Consider the following 21,420-nt stretch of genomic DNA (forward strand, 5'->3'; position numbering starts at 1 on the left):
CGGCCCACCAGAGGTGGACCGGCTCTGCAGCGAACCAGCAGTGGCCGCGCGCTAGCTGAGCGTCAGCGCGAGACCTTGCCGGCCTTGATGCACGAGGTGCAAGCGTTCACGCGCTTCGGCGTCCCGCCCACCACGGTACGCACACGCTGGATGTTCGGGTTCCAGCGACGGGGCGTACGGCGGTGCGAGTGCGAGATGTTGTTGCCGAAGCCCGGCCCCTTGCCGCAGACGTCGCAGTTGGCAGCCACGGGTCACTCCAAAGACTTCAGATGCACTTACGGTTAATCCCGGCATGCCGGGATCGAGATTCTTCGGCTCCGGGAGCCGACGAGATCTGAGTGGCGCTGCCAGGGGGAAAAGCCCGATCAGGATCGGGCAACCGGAGCAGCATACAACGGCTGCACCCGTACAACGAAACTAGCACGGCAGCTCAGGGGCCCGCCCCCGGCCCTCTTCCGGTGGGCACCGCCCCGGGGTCTACGCTGCCAGCCACGTCCAGCAGCTCAGGGAGGCGCGGTGGCGCAGGTGCCGCAGACGTTCTTCGATGCTCTCGCGGTGCGCACCTGGTGCGGTCTCGCGCTCGAGACTCTGGGGCGGGCGCGTGAGGAGATCGACGCGATCAACGTCTATCCGGTGGCGGACGGCGACACCGGGACGAATCTGTATCTGACCGTGGAGTCGGCGGTCGGCGCGGTGGAGGCGGTGTTCGCGGGGCACGCCGCGGGCCCGGCGGGTGCCGCCGGTACCGGCCCGGGAGGGCCGACCCTCGCCGAGGCCGTCCGGGCGATGGCGCACGGGGCGCTCATCGGTGCCCGCGGGAACTCCGGGACGATCCTCGCCCAGCTGCTGCGCGGCATGGCCCAGGTGCTGGCCGACGACGACCCACCTCATGCCGACGGCCGGGGGCTGCGGCTCGCCCTGCGGCGCGCGGCCGACTCCGCCCGCCAGGCCGTGGCCCACCCGGTCGAGGGCACCGTCCTCACGGTCGCCTCGGCCGCCGCCGACGCCGCCGAAACCGCCGAGGGCGACTGCGGGACGGTGGCCCGGGCGGCCTACGCGGGAGCGCGCACGGCCCTCGCCGAGACCCCGGGCCGGCTGCCCGTCCTGGAGCGCGCCGGGGTGGTCGACGCCGGTGGCCGGGGGCTGGTGGCGGTGCTCGGGGCGCTGGTGGAGACGTTCACGGGGGAGAGGCCGCGGGGGGTGGTGGTGAGCGCCGCGACGGGCGCGGGCGGTGCGGCGCCCGCGTCGAGTGTGCCGGGGGCCGGGGCCTCCGGGCACGTGGCGCCACGGGAACAGTCCGGGGCGCGCGTGCGGGTGACGCCCGGAAAAGCCGGTGGTTCGGCGCCGGGCGCGCGCACCGCCCCGGCCGACGGCCCTTGCGCACGCCTGGCGCCCGCCCAGGGGGACAGCCCGGCGCCGGAGCTCCGTACCGGCCCGGCCGATGCGTCGCACGCGCGTGTGGAATCCGCCCCTGGCCCCGGCCCGGCCGCCGGCGAGCCGGCCGAGTGCGCCGACAGCACCGCCCAGCCCGGCCACGACGGTCCCGCCTTCGAGGTGATCTACCTCCTGGAGGCGGAGGACACGGCCGTGGCGCGGCTGCGGGAGCGGCTCGACGCCCTCGGGGACTCGCTCGTCGTGGTCGGCGGCGACGGGCTGTGGAACGTGCACGTCCACGTCGACGACGCGGGCGCCGCCGTCGAGGCCGGCATCGAGGCCGGGCGGCCGTACCGGATCCGGATCACGCACTTCGGTGCCGGTGATGTGCACGCCACCGGCGCCGAGCGGCCGCCGCGGGAACGCGCGCAGCGTGCCGTCGTTGCCGTCGTGCCCGGCGAGGGGCTGGCCGGGCTGTACACCGAGGCCGGTGCGACGACCGTGCTCGCCCGTCCCGGCGAGCCGCCCGCGAGCGGAGAGCTCGTCCAGGCCGTACGCAGGGCCCACGCGCGCGAGGTCGTGCTGCTGCCCAACGACGCCGAGCTGCGCCACACCGCCGCGGCGGCGGCCGAACAGGTCCGTACGGAGGGCGTCCGCGTGGCTCTCATCCCGACCCGTTCGGCGGTCCAGGGCATCGCGGCACTCGCGGTGCACGAGCCGGAGCGCCGCTTCGACGAGGACGTCGTGTCGATGACCTCGGCGGCCGGGGCCACCCGCTACGCCGAGGTCACCGTCGCCGAACGCCGGTCCTGGACGATGGCCGGCATCTGCCAGGCCGGTGACGTCCTCGGCCTGATCGACGGCGACGTGGCCGTGATCGGCTCGGACGTCACCGCGACGGCCGAGAGCGTCCTGGACCGGATGCTCGCGGCCGGGGGAGAGATGGTCACCCTGGTGCTCGGCGACGACGTCCCGGACACCGTCGCCGAGCACCTGGAGGGCCGGGTCCGCGAGGGGTACCTCGCCGTCGACACGGTCGTGTACCGGGGCGGACGGCAGGGGGCCCTGCTCCTCATCGGCGTGGAGTAGGGCCGGGGACGCGGTCCGGCTGCTCCGTCACGAGCCGCGGCAGATACTCCGCCTCCGCCCGTCGGGCCGCCACCGCCCCGCCGTCGTGTCCGCTCCCGCCGTGGTCTCCGTCGTACGCGGAGAGAACCGCACGCGCGCGTGCCACCGCCCCGGCGGGCAGCCCCGCCGGCCCGAGGGACTCCCCGGCCAGGTGGGCGAGGGTCGGTCGTGCTGCTCCGGCGAGGTGCGGGCGATCTCGGCGGCCCGCAGGCGCAGTTCGGCCGCCGCGCGGTGCTCGCCGAGCTCGCTCAGGCAGTCGCCGAGCCACCACTGCGTCTGCACGATCGCCCTGTCGCCGTGCGTCTCGGCGGTCAGATCGGGCAGCGCGGACTCCAGCACCTTCGCGGCCTCGGCCCACCGCCCTGCCGCAGCAGGAACCCGCCGAACTGCTGCCGCGCCCAGGCGCCCAGCGTCGCCCCCTCGCCCGCCTCGTCGGCCCAGTGCGCGCCTCCAGAGCGTGCTCGGCGGCCTCCTCGGCATCACCCGGCCGCCGACCACCTCGGCGAGCTGGAGGTGCAGCTGGGCCCGTCCGGGCGGCTCCGGTTGCGGTCCGCCGTGCTCCAGGGCCGCCCGCAGCGCCCGCTCGGCCTCCGCCGTGTCGCCGAGGTGGTGGGCCAGGGCAGCCAGCCGGGCCTCGTACTCCACCGCGAACCACGGCAGCCCCGCCGCGACGAACGCCGCCGTGCCCCGCGCGAACAGCACCGCGGCCGTCTGCAGTATCCCCGTGCCGCCGGCGGCGTACAGCGTGAGGATCTCCTCGTACGGCCACGGCCGCGACCGCCTCGGCCACGTCGCCCTCCAGGGCACGTACGCACGCCGCACGCGCCCGTGCGCCTCGATCACGGCGAGCTGGATGTTCAGCTTCTCGGCCGCCGTCAGCAGCTCCTCCGCGCGCGCGTTGCGTGCCGGTCCCTCCGGCTGCTCGGAGTTGTCCGCGATCGCCCGGCGCAGGGCTTCGAAGTCGGTGGTCTCGCTCGTGCCCGGCCGTCCTCACTGTGCGTGGCCCACTCCAGGAGGCCGATGAACGCGTGGCTGAGCAGCGCCGAGTCGGCGGGCCTGAGCGGCCGCCGCGCCCTCAGCAGCGCCTGCCCGTACAGCGACTCCGTGGCGGTGCCGATCAGTTCGGTGTCGTGCAGCGAGCTGATCCGCCGGACGAGCGGGTTGAGGTGGTTGAGGACCAGGCACGCGTGGGGAGCGCTGCAGCGCAGGGAGGCGAGGATCTGGGCCCACAGGTCGTCGGCCTGCGCCTCGGCGTCCTGAGGCGACGGGGACGACGGGACGCCTGGGATGCCGGTGAGCTCTGGGAGTCCATCTTCACGGGGCCGGTGGGGACTCGCGACGGCGCGGGGTCGGGCGGCCCCGGGGGTGAGGCGGTGACCGCGTAGGAGGGCCGGGAGCGCGTCATCCCATGGCCCGAACCAGCCGCCTGACCAGGGGTTTCGTGACCTTTACGACGGCATCGGCCCCGGCCTGGAGGCCATTGTCAGTGGCGTGGTGTGCAATGGATCTCGTGCCCGCACTGGAAGAACCCCTGCGACAACCGCTGAAGTCGGTGCTCGGCCCCGCCACCGCGAAGGTGATGGCCGAGCACCTCGGCCTGCTCACCGTCGGCGACCTGCTCCACCACTACCCGCGCAGATACGAAGAGCGCGGCCAGCTCACCCACCTCGCCGACCTCCCCATGGACGAGCACGTCACGGTGGTCGCCCAGGTGGCCGACGCCAGGCTGCACACCTTCGCCTCCGCCAAGGCCCCGCGCGGCAAGGGCCAGCGCCTGGAGGTCACGATCACGGACGGCAGCGGCCGGCTCCAACTGGTCTTCTTCGGCGCGGGCGTTCACAAGCCCCACAAGGAGCTCCTGCCGGGCACGCGCGCGATGTTCGCGGGCAAAGTCTCCGTCTTCAACCGCCGCCTGCAACTCGCCCACCCGGCCTACGAGTTGCTGCGCGGCGACCCCGAGGAGTCCGTCGAGACATGGGCGGGCGCCCTGATCCCGATCTACCCCGCCACCGCGAAGCTGGAGTCCTGGAAGATCGGCAAGGCTGTCCAGACGGTCCTGCCCACCGCCCAGGAGGCCGTCGACCCGCTGCCGGAGTCGCTGCGCCGAGGCCGCAGTCTGGTCCCCCTCCCCGAGGCCCTCCTGAAGATCCACCGTCCGCACACCAAGGCCGACATCGAGGACGCCCGCTCCCGCCTCAAGTGGGACGAGGCCTTCGTCCTCCAGGTCGCCCTCGCCCGCCGCCGGCACGCGGACGCCCAGCTCCCCGCCGTCCCTCGCAAGCCGACCCCCGACGGCCTCCTCGCCGCCTTCGACGCCCGCCTCCCGTTCACCCTCACCGACGGCCAGCAGTGGGTCTCCCGGGAGATCTTCGACGACCTGGCGACCGACCATCCGATGCACCGGCTGCTGCAGGGCGAGGTCGGTTCGGGAAAGGCGCAGCCGCTCGATTCGCTGGTGCTCACACCCACCGGTTTCCGCCGCATGGGTGACGTGCGACCGGGGGACGAAGTGGTCGTACCGGACGGGGAGATCGCGCTGGTCGACGGTGTCTTTCCGCAAGGAGAGCGCGATGTCTGGCGGCTGGTCCTTTCCGACGGAAGTTCCGTCGAGTGCGACGACGAGCATCTGTGGATCGTCGGCACGAGCTCCGGTCGGCACCGTGGCCAGGCTCGCGAGGTCATGACGACCCGGGAGATCCGTTTCGACACGCTCAAGGCCGACGGGTCCTCGAAGTGGTACATCCCGCCCGCGAAGCCGGTCGATCTCGGCGGCGACGCCGGGCTGCCCCTCGACCCGTACCTCATCGGGCTGCTGCTGGGGGACGGTTCGTTCCAGCACGATCTCCGTCTTTCCATCCTCGACGACGAGATCCGTGAGGCGGTGGCGGCGGCAGTGGCGCCAGATTGCCGGCCGGTACCGGTGAAGGGATCACACGGTGACTGCACGATCCAGCTCAAGCAGCGTGCCGGAGGCGTGCGCAACCCGGTGATCCAGGCCCTGCGCGAGTCGGGCCTCTGGGGGACGACGTCCCACGACACGTTCGTCCCTCAGGACTTCAAGATCGCTTCGATCAAGGACCGTCTCGCCGTGCTGCAGGGGCTCCTGGACGTGGCCGGCACCGTCCAGGCCGATGGCATGAGCATCTCCCTCTGCTCGGCTTCGCGCCGGCTCGCGGAGGACGTCGCATGGCTCGTACGTTCTCTGGGGGGCCGGGCGCGCGTGTTGCCGAGGAGAGCCGCGTACGACGTGCAGGTGTCCCTGCCGGACGCATACGCCCCGTTCCGGCTCACCCGCAAAGCAGAACGCGTGCGTCCGGGGCCGAAGCACGACACGTTCCGACGCGGCATCCGGGCGGTCGAGTACGTGGGACGCAAGCCGGTCCAGTGCATCAGCGTCGCCCACCCCAGCCATGCCTACGTCACCGACAACTTCACCGTCACCCACAACACCATGGTCGCCCTGCGCGCCATGCTCGCCGTGGTCGACGCCGGTGGTCAGGCCGCCATGCTCGCGCCCACCGAAGTGCTCGCCCAGCAACACCACCGGTCGATCGTCGAGATGATGGGCGAGCTGGCCGAGGGCGGCATGCTGGGCGGGGCCGAGCAGGCCACCAAGGTCGTGCTGCTCACCGGGTCCATGGGCGCCGCAGCACGCCGTCATGCCCTGCTGGACCTCACCACCGGCGAGGCCGGCATCGTCATCGGCACGCACGCGCTGATCGAGGACAAGGTGCAGTTCCACGACCTGGGCCTGGTCGTGGTCGACGAGCAGCACCGCTTCGGCGTCGAGCAGCGCGACGCCCTGCGCGGCAAGGGCAAACAGCCTCCGCACCTGCTGGTCATGACGGCCACGCCCATCCCGCGCACGGTCGCGATGACGGTCTTCGGTGACCTGGAGACCTCCGTCCTCGACCAGCTCCCGGCCGGCCGCTCCCCGATCGCGAGCCATGTCGTCCCGGCCGCGGACAAGCCCCACTTCCTGGCCCGCGCGTGGGAGCGGGTCCGCGAGGAGGTGGAGAACGGCCATCAGGCGTACGTGGTCTGCCCCCGCATCGGCGACGAGGAGGACGACCCGAAGAAGGCCGGGAAGAAGAAGCCCGCGGAGTCCCCCGAGGACGCCGCGGAGAAGCGCCCGCCGCTCGCGGTCCTCGATGTGGCCGACCAACTGGTCAAAGGCCCGCTGCGGGGCCTCCGGGTCGAGGTCCTGCACGGCAGGATGCACCCCGACGACAAGGACGCGGTCATGCGCCGCTTCGCCGCCGGCGAGACCCACGTCCTGGTCGCCACCACGGTCATCGAGGTCGGCGTCAACGTCCCCAACGCCACCGCCATGGTGATCATGGACGCCGACCGCTTCGGCGTCTCCCAGCTCCACCAGCTGCGCGGCCGCGTGGGCCGGGGTTCGGCCCCTGGCCTCTGCCTCCTGGTCACCGAGATGCCCGAGGCGAGCCCGGCCCGTCAGCGCCTCGACGCGGTCGCCTCCACCCTCGACGGGTTCGAACTCTCCCGCATCGATCTCGAACAACGCCGCGAGGGCGACGTCCTCGGCCAGGCCCAGTCGGGCGCCCGCACCAGCCTCAGGATGCTCGCGGTCATCGAGGACGAGGAGATCATCGCGGAGGCCAGGCAGGAGGCGACGGCCGTGGTCGCGAACGACCCGGAGCTGACCCGCCTCCCGGCCCTGCGTACGGCACTGGACGCCCTCTTGGACGAGGAGCGGGAGCAGTACCTGGAAAAGGGCTGAGTGATACCCCTCAGGGGCGCGGGGAACCGCGCGACCAGCCACACTGATACCTGAAGCCGTCCACGACCAAGGACCACAGATGACCCGCGTGATCGCCGGCACAGCCGGCGGACGTCGACTCGCCGTACCCCCCGGCACCGGCACCCGCCCCACCTCCGACCGTGCACGCGAAGGCCTCTTCTCCACCTGGCAATCCCTCCTCGGCGGCCCCTTGGACGGCGAACGCGTCCTGGACCTCTACGCGGGATCAGGGGCCGTGGGCCTGGAGGCCCTGTCCCGGGGCGCGGGCCACGCCCTCCTGGTCGAGGCCGACGCGCGAGCGACGCGCACGGTCCGCGACAACGTGAGGTCCCTCGGACTCCCCGGTGCCGAGGTCAGGTCAGGCAAAGCGGAACAGATCATCCGCACGCCACCCCCCGGTGACCCGTACGACCTCGTCTTCCTCGACCCCCCGTACGCAGTCTCGGACGACGATCTTCGGGAGATCCTCCTCACACTCCGCACGGAAGGCTGGCTCACCGAAGAAGCCCTCGTCACCGTGGAGCGCAGCACCAGAGGCGGTGAATTCCGGTGGCCCGAGGGCTTCGAAGCCCTGCGGGCCCGACGCTACGGCGAGGGAACGTTTTGGTACGGTCGCGCCGCCTCTACGTGCGAAGACGCACGATGACCGGACCGGAGAGCGAGGGATCACAAGTGCGCCGCGCCGTCTGTCCCGGGTCGTTCGACCCGATCACCAACGGACACCTCGACATCATCTCCCGCGCCTCCAGGCTGTACGACGAGGTCTACGTCGCGGTGATGATCAACCAGGCCAAGAGAGGCCTGTTCGAGATCGAGGAGCGGATCGACCTGATCCGCCGGGTCACCGCCGAGTACGGCAACGTCCGCGTGGAGGCCTTCCACGGCCTGCTCGTCGACTTCTGCAAGCAGCGCGAGATCCCCGCCATCGTCAAGGGCCTGCGCGCGGTGAGCGACTTCGACTACGAGCTGCAGATGGCCCAGATGAACAACGGCCTCTCGGGTGTGGAGACCCTCTTCATCCCCACCAACCCCACCTACAGCTTCCTGTCGTCCTCCCTGGTCAAGGAGGTCGCGACCTGGGGCGGAGACGTCTCCCACCTGGTGCCCGCGGAGGTCCTCGAGGCTCTCACGGAGCGCCTGCGGAAGGACTGAGCGCGCCCCGGGCGCACCGCGGGGGCCTGACCCCCCGTCACCCGGTGTTCCCCGGGGACCGCGTGGCCGTACAGTCGTCCCGTCCGTCTCCAACGCATCTGTAGAGAGTGGCGAGCACACGGTGGACGTGCAGAAGAAGCTCGACGAGATCGTCTCCGCGGTCTCCGGCGCCCGGTCCATGCCCATGTCGGCCTCGTGCGTGGTCAACCGCGCCGAACTGCTCGCGATGCTGGAGGAGGTGCGCGCGGCGCTGCCCGACTCCCTCGCCCAGGCCGAGGAGCTGATCGGCGGCCGTGAGCAGATGGTCGAGCAGGCCCGCCAGGAGGCCCAGCGGATCATCGAGAGCGCGCACGCCGAGCGCGGATCGCTGATCTCCGGAACCGAGGTGGCCCGCCGCTCCCAGGCCGAGGCCGACCGGATCCTCGCCGAGGCCCGCCAGGAGGCCGAGGAGATCCGCGCCGAGGCCGACGAGTACGTCGACTCCAAGCTCGCCAACTTCGAGGTCGTCCTCACCAAGACCCTCGGCTCCGTCGGCCGCGGCCGGGAGAAGCTCCTCGGTACCGGACCCGGCACCGACGAGCAGGGCTACGAGGACGAGGACGCCCCCGAGCGCAGCCACGACCCGGACACCCAGCGCCGTACCGCTGACGAGTACGTCGACGTCAAGCTCGGCGCTTTCGAGGCGGTCCTCGCCAAGACCCTGGAGGCCGTCGGCCGCGGCCGGCAGAAGCTGCACGGCCGGATCGCCACCGACGACCTCGGCGCTCTCGCCGACGACACGGGCACCGTCCAGCACTCCAGCGACGAGGACTACCTCGCCGACCTGGCCGCCCTCGCGGAGCAGAAGCCCCCGGCTGCGCGGCCCGCCGAGCAGCCGGACTACGCACAGCCGCAGCCGGCGTACGGCTACCAGGCGCACCCCGACCCCTACGGCGGCTACCCGCAGCAGGCCTACGCCGCCCAGCAGGACCCCTACGGCTACCCGCAGGCCGATCCGTACGCCTACCAGGGCTACGACCCCCAGCAGGCCGCCTACGACCCGAACCAGGCCCAGCAGCAGACGCAGCAGACGCACCAGGCCCAGCAGCAGGCGCAGCAGGCCCAGCAGGCGTACGCCCTCGACGAGACCAGCCTCTTCGACACCGGCATGATCAGCGCCGAGCAGCTGCGGGCCTACGAGCAGGGCCGCGGCAACGGCTGAGGGCCGGATTGGGCCGACAGCGAAAGGTCCAGTATCCTTGCTCTTCGGTCGCGCGTACGTCCGCGATCAACGCTGCCCGGAACACCGAAGGGCGGCGCCCCCCGAGCTCAGCAGACCGAAAGCAGGAATGGCCCTGAACGCCCGCCTCGACCACCGCAACCCCCTCGTGTTCGACACACACGAGCTGGGCCGGCGGCCTGGTGCGCTGCAGCGCCTGTCCCGCACGGTCGACGCTCCCAAGGACTTCGGTATCAAGGGAGTCATCGGAGTGCCGGAAGGCGCCCCGGTGGAGCTCGAACTCCGTCTGGAGTCGGTCATGGAAGGGGTGCTCGTCACAGGCACCGCCCGTGCCGGGGCCGAGGGGGAGTGCGTAAGGTGTCTGGAGCCGCTGGAGCTCGAGCTCGAAGCGGAATTCCAGGAGATGTTCTCGTACCCTGACGCCGACGACCGGGGCCGCGTGATCGCGGAACCGGGCGACGACGCCGAGGACGACGAGGACAGGCTCTTCCTCGAGGACGGCTTGTTCGACCTCGAGCCCGTGCTGCGTGATGCGGTGGTGCTCGCACTGCCGATGCAGCCGGTGTGCCAGGAAGACTGCCCTGGTCTGTGTGCCGATTGCGGCGCACGGCTGGCGGACGACCCGGACCACCACCACGACGCCGTCGACATCCGTTGGGCGGCATTGCAGGGACTCGCCGGCACCATGCAGGACGGCGAGAAGGACGAGATGAGCGGCGCCGAAGCGGGCGTCGACGAGAAGCAGGAGAAGTAGCCGTGGCTGTTCCGAAGCGGAAGATGTCGCGCAGCAACACGCGCCACCGCCGGTCGCAGTGGAAGGCTGCGGTCCCCACCCTGGTTGCGTGCGAGCGCTGCCACGAGCCCAAGCAGCAGCACATCGCGTGCCCGTCGTGCGGCACTTACAACAAGCGCCAGGTCCTCGAGGTCTGAGCGGCTGGTGAGAGGCACTGTGTCCACGCCTAAGAACAAGTCCTCCCGTGTGAGCGGGAGTGCTCCGGCGGACAACCAGGCCTCGTCCCACACGCTTCTGGAAGGGCGGCTCGGCTACAAGGTCGAGTCCGCCCTTCTGGTGCGAGCGCTGACCCACCGGTCGTACGCATACGAGAACGGCGGTCTGCCGACCAACGAGCGCCTGGAGTTCCTCGGGGACTCCGTCCTCGGCCTCGTGGTCACGGACACGCTGTACCGCACCCACCCCGATCTGCCCGAGGGCCAGCTGGCCAAGCTCCGGGCAGCGGTGGTGAACTCGCGTGCGCTCGCCGAGGTGGGCCGCGGGCTCGACCTGGGCTCCTTCATCCGGCTCGGCCGCGGTGAAGAGGGCACGGGCGGGCGGGACAAGGCGTCCATCCTCGCCGACACCCTGGAAGCGGTGATCGGCGCGGTCTATCTCGACCAGGGCCTGGACTCGGCGGCGGAGCTGGTGCACCGCCTGTTCGACCCCCTGATCGAAAAGTCCTCGAACCTCGGAGCCGGCCTGGACTGGAAGACCAGTCTCCAGGAGCTCACCGCGACCGAAGGACTCGGCGTTCCCGAGTACCTGGTCACGGAGACCGGCCCCGACCACGAGAAGACCTTCACTGCTGCCGCCCGCGTCGGAGGCGTCTCGTACGGCACCGGCACCGGCCGCAGCAAGAAGGAGGCGGAGCAGCAGGCCGCCGAGTCCGCGTGGCGGTCCATCCGGGCCGCGGCGGACGAGCGCGCCAAGGCGGCCAAGGACGCCGAGGCGACGCAGACGGCCGCGGCTCATGCCGCCCACGCGGCCGTCGACGGCAGCAGCGTCGACGGCTGACGGTCCGGTCGCCGTCACCGGCGGCCGGCACAGCACAGCGCACCCGAGCGCCCGCCCCTGCCCGGGGGCGGGCGCTCCGGTCATCCGCAGGTTTGTGACGGGGGACCCCCATGCCCGAGTTGCCCGAGGTCGAGGTCGTACGGCGCGGACTTCAGCGGTGGGTCGCCCACCGGACCGTCGCCGAGGCCGAGGTGCTGCACCCGCGCGCGGTGCGCCGCCACCTCGCGGGCGCCGACGACTTCGCGCACCGCCTGAAGGGCCACCGCATCGGCGTCCCGAGCCGCCGCGGCAAGTACCTGTGGCTGCCCCTGGAGGACACGGACCAGTCGATCCTGGCCCACCTCGGCATGAGCGGTCAGCTGCTGGTCCAGCCGCGCACGGCCCCGGACGAGAAGCACCTGCGCATCCGCGTCCGCTTCACCGACGCCCTGGACACCGAACTCCGCTTCGTCGACCAGCGCACCTTCGGTGGCCTGTCGTTGCACGACAACACCCCCGACGGCCTGCCCGACGTCATCGCGCACATCGCCCGTGACCCGCTCGACCCGCTCTTCGACGACGAGGCCTTCCACCGGGCGCTGCGCCGCAAGCGGTCCACGATCAAACGCGCCCTGCTCGACCAGTCGCTGATCAGCGGCGTCGGCAACATCTACGCGGACGAGGCTCTGTGGCGCTCCCGCCTTCACTACGAGCGCCCTACCGCGACCTTCACCCGCCCGCGCACGCTGCTGCTCCTCGGCCATGTCCGGGACGTGATGAACGCCGCCCTGGCCGTGGGCGGCACCAGCTTCGACAGCCTGTACGTCAACGTCAACGGCGAGTCGGGCTACTTCGACCGGTCGCTCGACGCGTACGGCCGGGAGGGCCTGCCGTGCCGGCGCTGCGGCACGCCGATGCGGCGACGGCCCTGGATGAACCGGTCGAGCTACTTCTGCCCGAAGTGTCAGCGGGCGCCGCGGGTCGCGTCGTAACGCTCGCGTGCCGCGAGCACGTCGTCCATCTGCTCCTCCACGAAGTGGATGAGGTTCAGCAGCCGCTCGGCGACCCCCCGCCCCAGCGGGGTCAGTTCGTAATCGACGCGGGGCGGGTTGGTCAGCTGTGCCTCGCGGTGTACCAGGCCGTCGCGCTCCAGGGCGTGCAGCGTCTGGGACAGCATCTTCTCGCTGACGCCGTCGACGCGGCGGCGCAGCTCGTTGAAGCGCAGCGAGCCCTCGTACAGGGCGCCGAGGGTGAGTCCGCCCCAGCGGCCCGTGACGTGCTCCAGCGTGCCGCGCGAGGGGCAGGCCTTGGCGAACACGTTGTACGGGAGGTCGTCCAGCTCCTCCGTGAGCTCCTGGGTGGTGGTCATACGGCAAGCCTACGCCAGCGCAGCGCTAACCGACAGGTTGCACTTACTGCAAGTTAGCGCCTGTGTTCGGCCTCGGCCTGTGCGGGGCTGGGGCAGCAACACCGGATCCGAGCACGAACCGGCACCGTCTGTCGGTGTCTTCACCGGCGCCGCCGCCCGGGTGTGGCGACTGGGGCCTAGTAGCCGAAGTTCTGCGTCCACCAGGGGCCGCCGGAACCGAACTCGACACCGACGCCCAGCGTCTTGAAGTCGCAGTTCAGTATGTTCGCGCGGTGGCCGGGGCTGTTCATCCAGGCGTCCATCACGGCCGCGGCGTCGGCCTGGCCGCGGGCTATGTTCTCGCCACCGAGGTTGGATATCCCGGCCTTCTCGGCCCGGTCCCACGGCGTCCGGCCGTCCGGGTCGGTGTGGTCGAAGAAGCCCCGCGCCGCCATGTCCTCGCTGTAGTTCTGGGCGAGGGCGGTCAGGGCGCTGTTCGCGGCGACCGGGCTGCAGCCCACCTTGGCCCGCTCCTCGTTCACGAGCGCGAGCACCTGGGCCGCGGCGGCGGACTCGCCGGAGAGGGCGGCGGAGGCGCTGGGCTTCCTCGGCGCCTTCGTGGCCGTACGGGAGGGCGTGCTGTCCGGCTTCTCGCTGGGGGTGGTCTCGCTGGGGGTGGCCGCCGGCTTCTTCTTCTCCGGCGTCTTCTCCGGTGTCTTGTCCGCCTTCTCCGGTGTCTTCGTCGGCGCGGCCGACGACTTCGAGGCGGACGGTGACGGCGAGGCGGAGCGTTCGGCGTCCCGGCTGGTGGGCGCACCGTCCCGGCCGTCGGCGCTGCCGGAGGTGCCGCCCTGCTCGATCGGCGTGTTCGTCGGAGTGTCCCCGGCCTGCACCTTGTCGGCGCCGCTGTTGCCGCCCAGCTGGTAGTTCTCGAGGCCGGGCACCGCGCCCGTGGCGACCGCGACCGTGCCGAGCGCCACCGCGGCGGACACGCCGAGCAGCCCGGTGCGCATCGGCCGCGCGGTCTTCTTCCGGCGGCGGTGCGCGCCCACGCGGCGGGCGCCGCCGTCGGGCGTGTAGCCGTCGAGGGAGCCGTCGCCCGTGAAGCCGTCGCTCGCGAAGACGGCCGTCTCCTCGAAGCGGTCCCCCGCTGCGGACGCATCCGCTCCGAACAGGTACGCCTCGCTCTCGGCGTAGGTGCCGGCGTACGCCTCCGGGTTCAGATAGGGCGCGATGCCCATGGTCGGGGCGTCATCCACGGTGGAGTGTCGCGGGTCGTGGCCCTCCACGAAGCCGTCGGCTTGGGTGAACCCCGTGGCGCGGCTCTCGGCGGCGCGGCCGGCGGCGGAGCGTCGGTGGCGTCCCATGTCCTGGCCTTCCTCGTCCTGGCGGTCGACTCGTCCTCGAGATCAACACCAAACTCACTCGATCGTGTGAGTTTCATATGAGATTCGTTGAGGGGGGACGGTACCGCATGGCGCAAGTGGAGGAAGTGCCCGGAGGGAGTCCCGACGGTTAGGTTGCAGTCATGAGCGAGGAAGTGCGACTGGTCGCCTGGGTGCGTGGACGCGTCCAAGGTGTGGGTTTCCGCTGGTTCACTCGGGCCAAGGCGCTGGAGATCGGCGGCCTGAGTGGCTTTGCTCTCAATTTGGGCGACGGGCGGGTCCAAGTGGTCGCCGAGGGCGCGCGCGAGGGATGTGAGGGGCTGCTGCAGTGGCTCCAGGGGGACGACACGCCCGGCCGCGTGGACGGCGTCACCGAGATCTGGGACACACCTCGCGGCGGCTACGACGGCTTCGCCATCCGCTGACCCCGCACCGTCGGGCGGCCCCGGTGGTCGCCCGCGGGCATGCCCCGGGCGGCCGCCCGGGACGGAAACTTGCTGGTGGTTGCCAAGAATCACTTGCCTTGGCAGACTCCAGGCGCAAGGATGATCGCCACGCCCTGAGGGCCCCGCTGAAGCCGCCGCGCCGCCGTTGAAGGCCGTGTGCGCCCGGGCCACCCGCCAATACGGGGCGTGATCGTGTTGACCGTCAAACTTTTTGGTGAGACGCTGAAAGCACCCCGCGCACCTTAGCTGTTTGGCATGGCTGAACGGCAGCACAACTCCAGGCCCTGCCCAGACCGCGGGTGCGAATCCCTCACGACCCACACCGCATCGGTCGGTCACTCATTGTGGAGGACCATCCATCATGGCAAAGGCGCTTCTCGGTTACGTCGGCGGCTCCGACCCTCGACTCCTCGCCGAGATGCGACGGCTCCAGCAGCGCGTCCAGGACCTGGAATCCGAGCTCGTACGGATCCAGGCGGAGAACGAGGCGCTGACGGCTGCCGCTTCTCACGACAGGATCATGGAGAGCGTTGACGCACACCAGGCGGAGCCTGCGCTCACCTGATCACTGCACCGCTCCACAACGGCAAGCAGTGGTCGGGCCGCCCGTCACAACCGCCAAGTTGTCAGAAGTGCAAGGGACGCCATCGGCGTCCCTTCTTTCTTTCCCCCGCGCATCCTTTCACCGTCTTTAACGTCTGGTGTGCCCTGCGCGATCAGTGGCGAAACCGTGGGTTCATGGAGTGAGACGGACCCGGGCGGTAGAGTCCGGCGGCGTGCACCTCAAGGCCCTGACCCTTCGCGGGTTCAAGTCGTTCGCCTCGGCTACCACCCTCCGGTTCGAACCGGGGATCACGTGCGTCGTCGGACCGAACGGCTCGGGCAAGTCCAACGTCGTCGACGCGCTCAGCTGGGTGATGGGCGAGCAGGGCGCCAAGTCGCTGCGCGGCGGCAAGATGGAGGACGTCATCTTCGCCGGCACCACCGGCCGCCCGCCCCTGGGCCGCGCCGAGGTGTCCCTGACCATCGACAACTCCGACGGGGCCCTGCCCATCGAGTACGCCGAGGTCACCATCACGCGGATCATGTTCCGCAACGGCGGCAGCGAGTACCAGATCAACGGCGACACCTGCCGCCTGCTGGACATCCAGGAGCTCCTCTCCGATTCAGGCATCGGCCGCGAGATGCATGTCATCGTCGGGCAGGGCCAGCTGGACTCCGTGCTGCACGCCGACCCCATGGGCCGGCGCGCCTTCATCGAGGAGGCCGCCGGCGTCCTCAAGCACCGCAGGCGCAAGGAGAAGGCGCTGCGGAAGCTGGACGCGATGCAGGCCAACCTCGCGCGCGTGCAGGACCTCACCGACGAACTCAGGCGGCAGCTCAAGCCCCTCGGCCGCCAGGCCGCCGTCGCCCGCAGGGCCGCCGTCATCCAGGCCGACCTGCGCGACGCCCGTCTGCGCCTCCTCGCCGACGACCTCGTCCGGCTCCGGGAAGCCCTCAAGGCCGAGGTCGCCGACGAGGCAGCGCTGAAGGAGCGCAAGGAGTCCGCCGAGCAGGAACTGCGCAAGGCGCTCCAGCGCGAGGCCCTCCTGGAGGACGAGGTACGGCAGCTCACTCCGCGGCTCCAGCGTGCCCAGCAGACCTGGTACGAGCTCTCCCAGCTCGCCGAACGCGTACGGGGCACGATCTCGCTGGCCGACGCCCGCGTGAAGAGCGCCACCTCCGCGCCCCCCGAGGAGCGGCGCGGTCGCGACCCCGAGGACATGGAGCGCGAGGCCGCCCGCATCCGCGAGCAGGAGGCCGAGCTGGAGGCGGCCCTGGAGGCCGCCGAGCGCGCGCTGGAGGACACGGTCGCCCACCGCGCCCAGCTGGAGCGCGAACTGGCCCAGGAGGAACGCCGCCTCAAGGACGCCGCCCGCGCCATCGCCGACCGCCGCGAGGGACTGGCCCGGCTCAGCGGCCAGGTGAACGCGGCCCGTTCCCGCGCCGCCTCCGCCCAGGCCGAGATCGAACGCCTGGCCGCCGCCCGCGACGAGGCGCAGGAACGTGCCGACGCCGCCCGGGAGGAGTACGAGACCCTCAAGGCCGAGGTCGACGGCATCGACGCCGGCGACGCCGAGCTCGCCGAACGGCACGAGGCCGCGAAGCAGCAGCTCACCGAGGCCGAGGCCGACCTCACGGCTGCACGCGAGGCGACCACGGCGGCGGAACGCAAGCGCGCCGCCACGCAGGCCCGCCACGAGGCCCTGGCGCTGGGCCTGCGCCGCAAGGACGGCACCGGGATACTGCTCACTGCGAAGGACCGCCTCTCCGGCCTCCTCGGCCCGGCGGCGGAACTCCTGACGGTGACCCCGGGGCACGAGGTCTCCCTGGCCGCCGCGTTCGGTGTCGCCGCCGACGCGTTGGCCGTCACCAGCCCTTCGGCGGCCGCCGGCGCCATCCGCCTGCTGCGCAAAGGGGACGGAGGCCGCGCAACCCTGCTCCTCGCCGGAGCTCCCGACGACCTCCGGAGCGCGGGCAACCGCGCGACCAGCCCCCTCGGGCCCGTCGACACAGGTCACACCTTCGCCGCAGACCTGGTCCGCGGCCCTGACGACCTCATGCCGGCCGTACGCCGCCTCCTGCGAGGAATCGTCGTCGTCAGCACCCTCGAAGACGCCGAGGACCTCGTCTACGCCCACCCCGATCTCACGGCGGTGACGGCCGAGGGCGACCTCCTCGGCGCCCATTTCGCCCACGGCGGCTCCGCGGGCGTGCCGAGCCTCCTGGAAGTACAGGCCTCCGTCGACGAGGCCGCCGCCGAGCTGGAGGTGCTGGCCGTCCGCTGCGAGGAGCTCACCGAGGCCCAGGCCTCGGCCGTGGCACGGCGCGAGGAGTGCGCCGCGCTGGTCGAGGAGCTGGGGGAGCGGCGCCGGGCCGCCGACCGGGAGAAGTCCGCCGTCGCCCAGCAGCTCGGCCGGCTGGCCGGGCAGGCGCGGGGAGCGGCGGGGGAGGCCGAGCGGTCCACCGCCGCCGCGGCCCGGGCCCAGGAGGCCCTCGACAAGGCGCTCGACGAGGTCGAGGAACTCGCGGAGCGGCTCGCCGTCGCCGAGGAGATGCCGATCGAGGAGGAACCCGACACCGCCGTACGGGACCGGCTCGCCGCCGACGGAGCCAATGCCCGCCAGACGGAGATGGAGGCCCGCCTCCAGGCCCGTACGCACGAGGAGAGGGTCAAAGGGCTGGCTGGACGGGCCGACTCGCTGGACCGGGCCGCCCGGGCCGAACGCGAGGCGCGCGCGCGTGCCGAGCAGCGGCGGGCCCGGCTGCGGCACGAGGCGGCCGTCGCCGAGGCCGTCGGCTCGGGCGCCCGGCAGCTGCTCGCACACGTCGAGGTCTCCCTCGCCCGCGCCGACGCGGAGCGCACCGCCGCCGACGCCGCCAAAGCCCGCCGCGAACAGGAACTCGCCCGCGCCCGCACCGAGGGGCGCGATCTCAAGGCCGAACTCGACAAGTTGACGGATTCGGTCCACCGAGGCGAGGTACTCGGCGCCGAGAAGCGGCTGCGGATCGAGCAGCTGGAGACCAAGGCGCTGGAGGAGCTGGGTGTCGAACCGGCGGGGCTGGTGGCGGAGTACGGACCGCACCAGCTCGTGCCGCCCTCGCCCCCCGCCGAGGGCGAGGAGCTGCCGGAGGACCCGGAGCACCCGCGCAACCGGCCCAGGCCGTTCGTCCGGGCCGAACAGGAGAAGCGCCTCAAGGCCGCCGAGCGTGCCTACCAGCAGCTCGGCAAGGTGAACCCGCTCGCCTTGGAGGAGTTCGCGGCGCTGGAGGAACGACACCAGTTCCTCAGCGAGCAGCTCGAGGACCTGAAGAAGACACGGGCGGACCTCCTGCAGGTGGTGAAGGAGGTCGACGAGCGCGTCGAGCAGGTCTTCACCGAGGCCTACCGGGACACGGCCCGGGAGTTCGAGGGCGTCTTCAGCCGGTTGTTCCCCGGTGGTGAGGGGCGGCTGGTGCTGACCGACCCCGACAACATGCTCACCACGGGCGTGGACGTCGAGGCCCGTCCGCCGGGCAAGAAGGTCAAGCGGCTGTCGCTGCTTTCGGGCGGGGAGCGGTCGCTGACCGCTGTGGCGATGCTCGTGTCGATCTTCAAGGCGCGGCCCAGCCCGTTCTACGTCATGGACGAGGTCGAGGCCGCCCTCGACGACACCAACCTCCAGCGGCTCATCCGGATCATGCAGGAGCTGCAGGAAGCCTCCCAGCTGATCGTGATCACCCACCAGAAGCGCACGATGGAGGTCGCCGACGCGCTCTACGGCGTCTCGATGCAGGGCGACGGTGTGTCGAAGGTCATCTCCCAGCGCCTCCGCTAGGTGAGTGCGCTCTACACCGGTCTCACCTGCGCCCTCTCGGTGACTTCAATACTTGAACACATCGCCCTCACATCCTGCCTGGATTCACAGGAGTCGGGCTCTTGACTTCGAAACTTGAAGGCATAGTCTCGGCAACGTTCCTTTTACCTTCAGGTACCTTCAGGTGGCACCTTGAAGGGCTGACCCCCCTCCGGCAGCGTTGCCGGTGGCCCGAGGAGTACACGTGACCAGCACAGCGCAGGCATCCAAGTCAGGAGCCGGGACGGCTCAGCCCGATCATCTCGGGCACGTCATCTTCATCGCGGCGGCGGCCGCGATGGGCGGGTTCCTCTTCGGCTACGACAGTTCCGTGATCAACGGCGCCGTGGAGGCCATCCGCGACCGCTACGACGTCGGCTCCGCCGCCCTCGCCCAGGTCATCGCCATCGCCCTCATCGGCTGCGCCATCGGTGCCGCGACCGCCGGCCGCATAGCCGACCGCATCGGCCGCATCCGGTGCATGCAGATCGCCGCGGTCCTCTTCACGATCAGCGCCGTCGGCTCCGCGCTGCCCTTCGCGCTGTGGGACCTCGCCTTCTGGCGCGTCGTCGGCGGTTTCGCCATCGGTATGGCCTCCGTGATCGGCCCGGCCTACATCGCCGAGGTCGCCCCGCCCGCCTACCGCGGCCGGCTCGGCTCCTTCCAGCAGGCCGCGATCGTCATCGGCATCGCCGTGTCGCAGCTGGTCAACTGGGGTCTGCTGAACGCCGCCGACGGCGACCAGCGCGGCAAGCTGATGGGCCTGGAGGCCTGGCAGGTCATGCTCGGCGTCATGGTCGTCCCGGCCGTCCTGTACGGCCTGCTCTCCTTCGCGATCCCCGAGTCCCCGCGCTTCCTCATCTCGGTCGGCAAGCACCAGCGCGCCCGGGAGATCCTCATCGAGGTAGAGGGCAAGGACGTCGACCTCGACGCCCGCGTCGCCGAGATCGAGGGCGCCATGAAGAGCGAGCACAAGTCGAGCTTCAAGGACCTGCTCGGCGGCAGCTTCTTCTTCAAGCCGATCGTCTGGATCGGTATCGGCCTGTCGGTCTTCCAGCAGTTCGTCGGCATCAACGTCGCGTTCTACTACTCCTCGACGCTGTGGCAGTCGGTCGGGGTCGACCCGACGGACTCCTTCCTCTACTCCTTCACCACGTCGATCATCAACATCGTCGGCACCGTCATCGCGATGATCTTCGTCGACCGCATCGGCCGCCGGCCGCTCGCGATCATCGGCTCGGTCGGCATGGTCGTCGGCCTGGCTCTGGAGGCCTGGGCGTTCTCGTACCACCTCGTCGACGGCAAGCTGCCGGCCACGCAGGGCTGGATCGCCCTGATCGCCGCGCATCTCTTCGTCCTCTTCTTCGCCCTGTCCTGGGGTGTGGTCGTCTGGGTCATGCTCGGCGAGATGTTCCCCAACCGGCTCCGCGCCGCCGCGCTGGGCGTGGCCGCCGCCGCGCAGTGGATCGCCAACTGGGCCATCACCGCGAGCTTCCCGTCGCTGGCCGACTGGAACCTCTCCGCGACGTACGTGATCTACACGGCCTTCGCCGCGCTCTCCATCCCGTTCGTCCTGAAGTTCGTCAAGGAGACGAAGGGCAAGACCCTGGAGGAGATGGGCTGAGCCCGTCCCACCCGCTCGGGGAGAAGGGCCAAACAGTCCCCGCTGCCCCTCTCCCCGTAATCCGCCGCCGCCCCGGTTCGGCCACTGCCCGAGCCGGGGCGGCGGTGCGTTGTCCCACCGGATCAGGACGCCGGCGCCGTCTTCCAGGGCGCGCAGGGCCGTCGCCTCGATGTTCCGCAGCCGTGACCCGAGCTGGTCCCGGCGCTCGGTGATCCCGCGCCCAGGACCGGTCCGGGTTCTCGGACGCATGTGGCAGGGCGTCTCGTCGGCGGGCATCATGACCCGGCCCTCGGTGCCGTACTCGGCGAGCCGCTCCTTGTAGTACGCCGCCAGCTCCGGCAGGTGGGCGCTCGGGAAGAACGGCGGGCCGAGGCGGGCAGCGGCCCGGGAGGAGCCGCCGACCAGGAGCAGGGGGTGGGGCTCGGTGAACGGGCGCGGGGTGATCCGGACCGTTCGGCCCTGGTAGGAGAAGGGCTCACTCGGCCACGCCTCCAGCAGCGTCTTCAGCAGCTCGTCCTGGAGCCGCTCGCGCCGGGCGAAGCCCACGCCGAACTGGTCGTACGCCTCGGGCCGGTGTCAGATCCCGGTGACCGTCACCAGCCGACGACCGTTCAGCCGGCCCAGCACCGCGATCCCCTCGGCCGGCCGCAGCGGGTCGTGCGGCGGGCCGGTGACCGCCGAGACGGTCACCGCGACACGCCGGGTCGCGCCGAGGACGGCCGCGAAGGGGGCGACGGGAGCCAACTGCTCTCGGCGCCGTGGTGCTCCTCCGTCTGCACCGTCGTGACGCCCCGGTCGTCGGGTCAGGCGGTCGTCTCCAGGGCCGCCCGGTACC

At 71.5% G+C, this 21,420-nt stretch carries 16 protein-coding genes and 3 pseudogenes; 13 read left to right on the forward strand and 6 right to left on the reverse strand.

What is annotated here, in order from left to right:
• Nucleotides 1-62: 62 nt before the first annotated feature.
• A complete protein-coding gene (gene rpmB, locus ACWD1U_RS15320) occupies nucleotides 63-248 on the reverse strand; it encodes a 50S ribosomal protein L28 (protein ID WP_004924906.1) in 186 nt (61 codons plus the stop codon).
• Between the two features lie 268 nt (nucleotides 249-516).
• Between rpmB and ACWD1U_RS15325 the strand changes: the two genes are divergently transcribed.
• On the forward strand, nucleotides 517-2,463 hold the full coding sequence (locus tag ACWD1U_RS15325; protein WP_451107725.1) for a DAK2 domain-containing protein: 1,947 nt from the start codon (nucleotides 517-519) through the stop codon (nucleotides 2,461-2,463).
• 145 nt (nucleotides 2,464-2,608) lie between these two features.
• On the opposite strand, the pseudogene ACWD1U_RS15330 reads toward ACWD1U_RS15325, so the two are convergent.
• Both ACWD1U_RS15330 and ACWD1U_RS15335 read right to left on the reverse strand, forming a co-directional pair.
• Nucleotides 2,609-3,228, reverse strand: a pseudogene (locus ACWD1U_RS15330) (tetratricopeptide repeat protein); the annotation flags it as partial.
• A 149-nt stretch (nucleotides 3,229-3,377) separates the two neighbouring features.
• Nucleotides 3,378-3,758: pseudogene (locus tag ACWD1U_RS15335) on the reverse strand (hypothetical protein); the annotation flags it as partial.
• A gap of 245 nt (nucleotides 3,759-4,003) precedes the next feature.
• Between ACWD1U_RS15335 and ACWD1U_RS15340 the strand changes: the two are divergent.
• The 8 genes from ACWD1U_RS15340 (at nucleotide 4,004) to mutM (ending at nucleotide 12,398) form a co-directional block, all read left to right on the forward strand.
• Nucleotides 4,004-7,246 carry a helicase-related protein gene (locus ACWD1U_RS15340; RefSeq protein ID WP_451107727.1) on the forward strand — a complete coding sequence of 1,081 codons (3,243 nt, stop codon included), beginning with the start codon at nucleotides 4,004-4,006 and terminating at the stop codon, nucleotides 7,244-7,246.
• Nucleotides 7,247-7,325: 79 nt separating this feature from the next.
• Nucleotides 7,326-7,913: a 16S rRNA (guanine(966)-N(2))-methyltransferase RsmD gene (gene rsmD / locus ACWD1U_RS15345; protein ID WP_451107728.1), complete on the forward strand. Its 588-nt coding sequence runs from the start codon at nucleotides 7,326-7,328 to the stop codon at nucleotides 7,911-7,913.
• A 26-nt stretch (nucleotides 7,914-7,939) separates the two neighbouring features.
• Nucleotides 7,940-8,419 (forward strand): pantetheine-phosphate adenylyltransferase, encoded by a 480-nt coding sequence (gene coaD, locus ACWD1U_RS15350; protein WP_451107972.1) that lies wholly within the window; start codon nucleotides 7,940-7,942, stop codon nucleotides 8,417-8,419.
• Nucleotides 8,420-8,540: 121 nt separating this feature from the next.
• Entirely contained in the window at nucleotides 8,541-9,620 is a 1,080-nt protein-coding gene (locus ACWD1U_RS15355; RefSeq protein WP_451107730.1) for a cell division initiation protein, read from the forward strand.
• A gap of 127 nt (nucleotides 9,621-9,747) precedes the next feature.
• Nucleotides 9,748-10,392, forward strand: a complete 645-nt coding sequence (locus tag ACWD1U_RS15360; protein ID WP_451107731.1) for a YceD family protein — start codon at nucleotides 9,748-9,750, stop codon at nucleotides 10,390-10,392.
• 2 nt (nucleotides 10,393-10,394) lie between these two features.
• A complete protein-coding gene (gene rpmF / locus ACWD1U_RS15365; RefSeq protein WP_003951102.1) occupies nucleotides 10,395-10,568 on the forward strand; it encodes a 50S ribosomal protein L32 in 174 nt (57 codons plus the stop codon).
• 7 nt (nucleotides 10,569-10,575) lie between these two features.
• On the forward strand, nucleotides 10,576-11,427 hold the full coding sequence (gene rnc / locus ACWD1U_RS15370; RefSeq protein ID WP_451107733.1) for a ribonuclease III: 852 nt from the start codon (nucleotides 10,576-10,578) through the stop codon (nucleotides 11,425-11,427).
• A 110-nt stretch (nucleotides 11,428-11,537) separates the two neighbouring features.
• Nucleotides 11,538-12,398 (forward strand): bifunctional DNA-formamidopyrimidine glycosylase/DNA-(apurinic or apyrimidinic site) lyase, encoded by an 861-nt coding sequence (gene mutM / locus ACWD1U_RS15375; RefSeq protein WP_451107735.1) that lies wholly within the window; start codon nucleotides 11,538-11,540, stop codon nucleotides 12,396-12,398.
• Here the strand turns inward: mutM and ACWD1U_RS15380 are convergent.
• Nucleotides 12,371-12,775 (reverse strand): winged helix-turn-helix transcriptional regulator, encoded by a 405-nt coding sequence (locus ACWD1U_RS15380; protein WP_451107737.1) that lies wholly within the window; start codon nucleotides 12,773-12,775, stop codon nucleotides 12,371-12,373. The genes mutM and ACWD1U_RS15380 overlap by 28 nt on opposite strands.
• A 176-nt stretch (nucleotides 12,776-12,951) precedes the next feature.
• Complete coding sequence (locus ACWD1U_RS15385; RefSeq protein WP_451107739.1) at nucleotides 12,952-14,121, reverse strand: CAP domain-containing protein; 1,170 nt, start codon at nucleotides 14,119-14,121, stop codon at nucleotides 12,952-12,954.
• Nucleotides 14,122-14,282: 161 nt separating this feature from the next.
• On the opposite strand from ACWD1U_RS15385, the gene ACWD1U_RS15390 reads away from it, so the two are divergent.
• From ACWD1U_RS15390 to ACWD1U_RS15405, 4 genes are all read left to right on the forward strand, one after another.
• A complete protein-coding gene (locus ACWD1U_RS15390) occupies nucleotides 14,283-14,564 on the forward strand; it encodes an acylphosphatase (protein ID WP_451107741.1) in 282 nt (93 codons plus the stop codon).
• 382 nt (nucleotides 14,565-14,946) lie between these two features.
• A complete protein-coding gene (locus ACWD1U_RS15395; RefSeq protein WP_003993245.1) occupies nucleotides 14,947-15,150 on the forward strand; it encodes a hypothetical protein in 204 nt (67 codons plus the stop codon).
• Between the two features lie 211 nt (nucleotides 15,151-15,361).
• Nucleotides 15,362-18,943: a chromosome segregation protein SMC gene (smc, locus tag ACWD1U_RS15400; protein WP_451107744.1), complete on the forward strand. Its 3,582-nt coding sequence runs from the start codon at nucleotides 15,362-15,364 to the stop codon at nucleotides 18,941-18,943.
• A gap of 223 nt (nucleotides 18,944-19,166) precedes the next feature.
• Nucleotides 19,167-20,585 (forward strand): sugar porter family MFS transporter, encoded by a 1,419-nt coding sequence (locus ACWD1U_RS15405; RefSeq protein WP_451107745.1) that lies wholly within the window; start codon nucleotides 19,167-19,169, stop codon nucleotides 20,583-20,585.
• Here the strand turns inward: ACWD1U_RS15405 and ACWD1U_RS15410 are convergent.
• A pseudogene (locus tag ACWD1U_RS15410) lies at nucleotides 20,545-21,364 on the reverse strand (LLM class flavin-dependent oxidoreductase). The gene ACWD1U_RS15405 and the pseudogene ACWD1U_RS15410 overlap by 41 nt on opposite strands.
• Nucleotides 21,365-21,420: the final 56 nt, after the last annotated feature.

This window comes from Streptomyces sp. NPDC002788 (genome assembly GCF_053592115.1).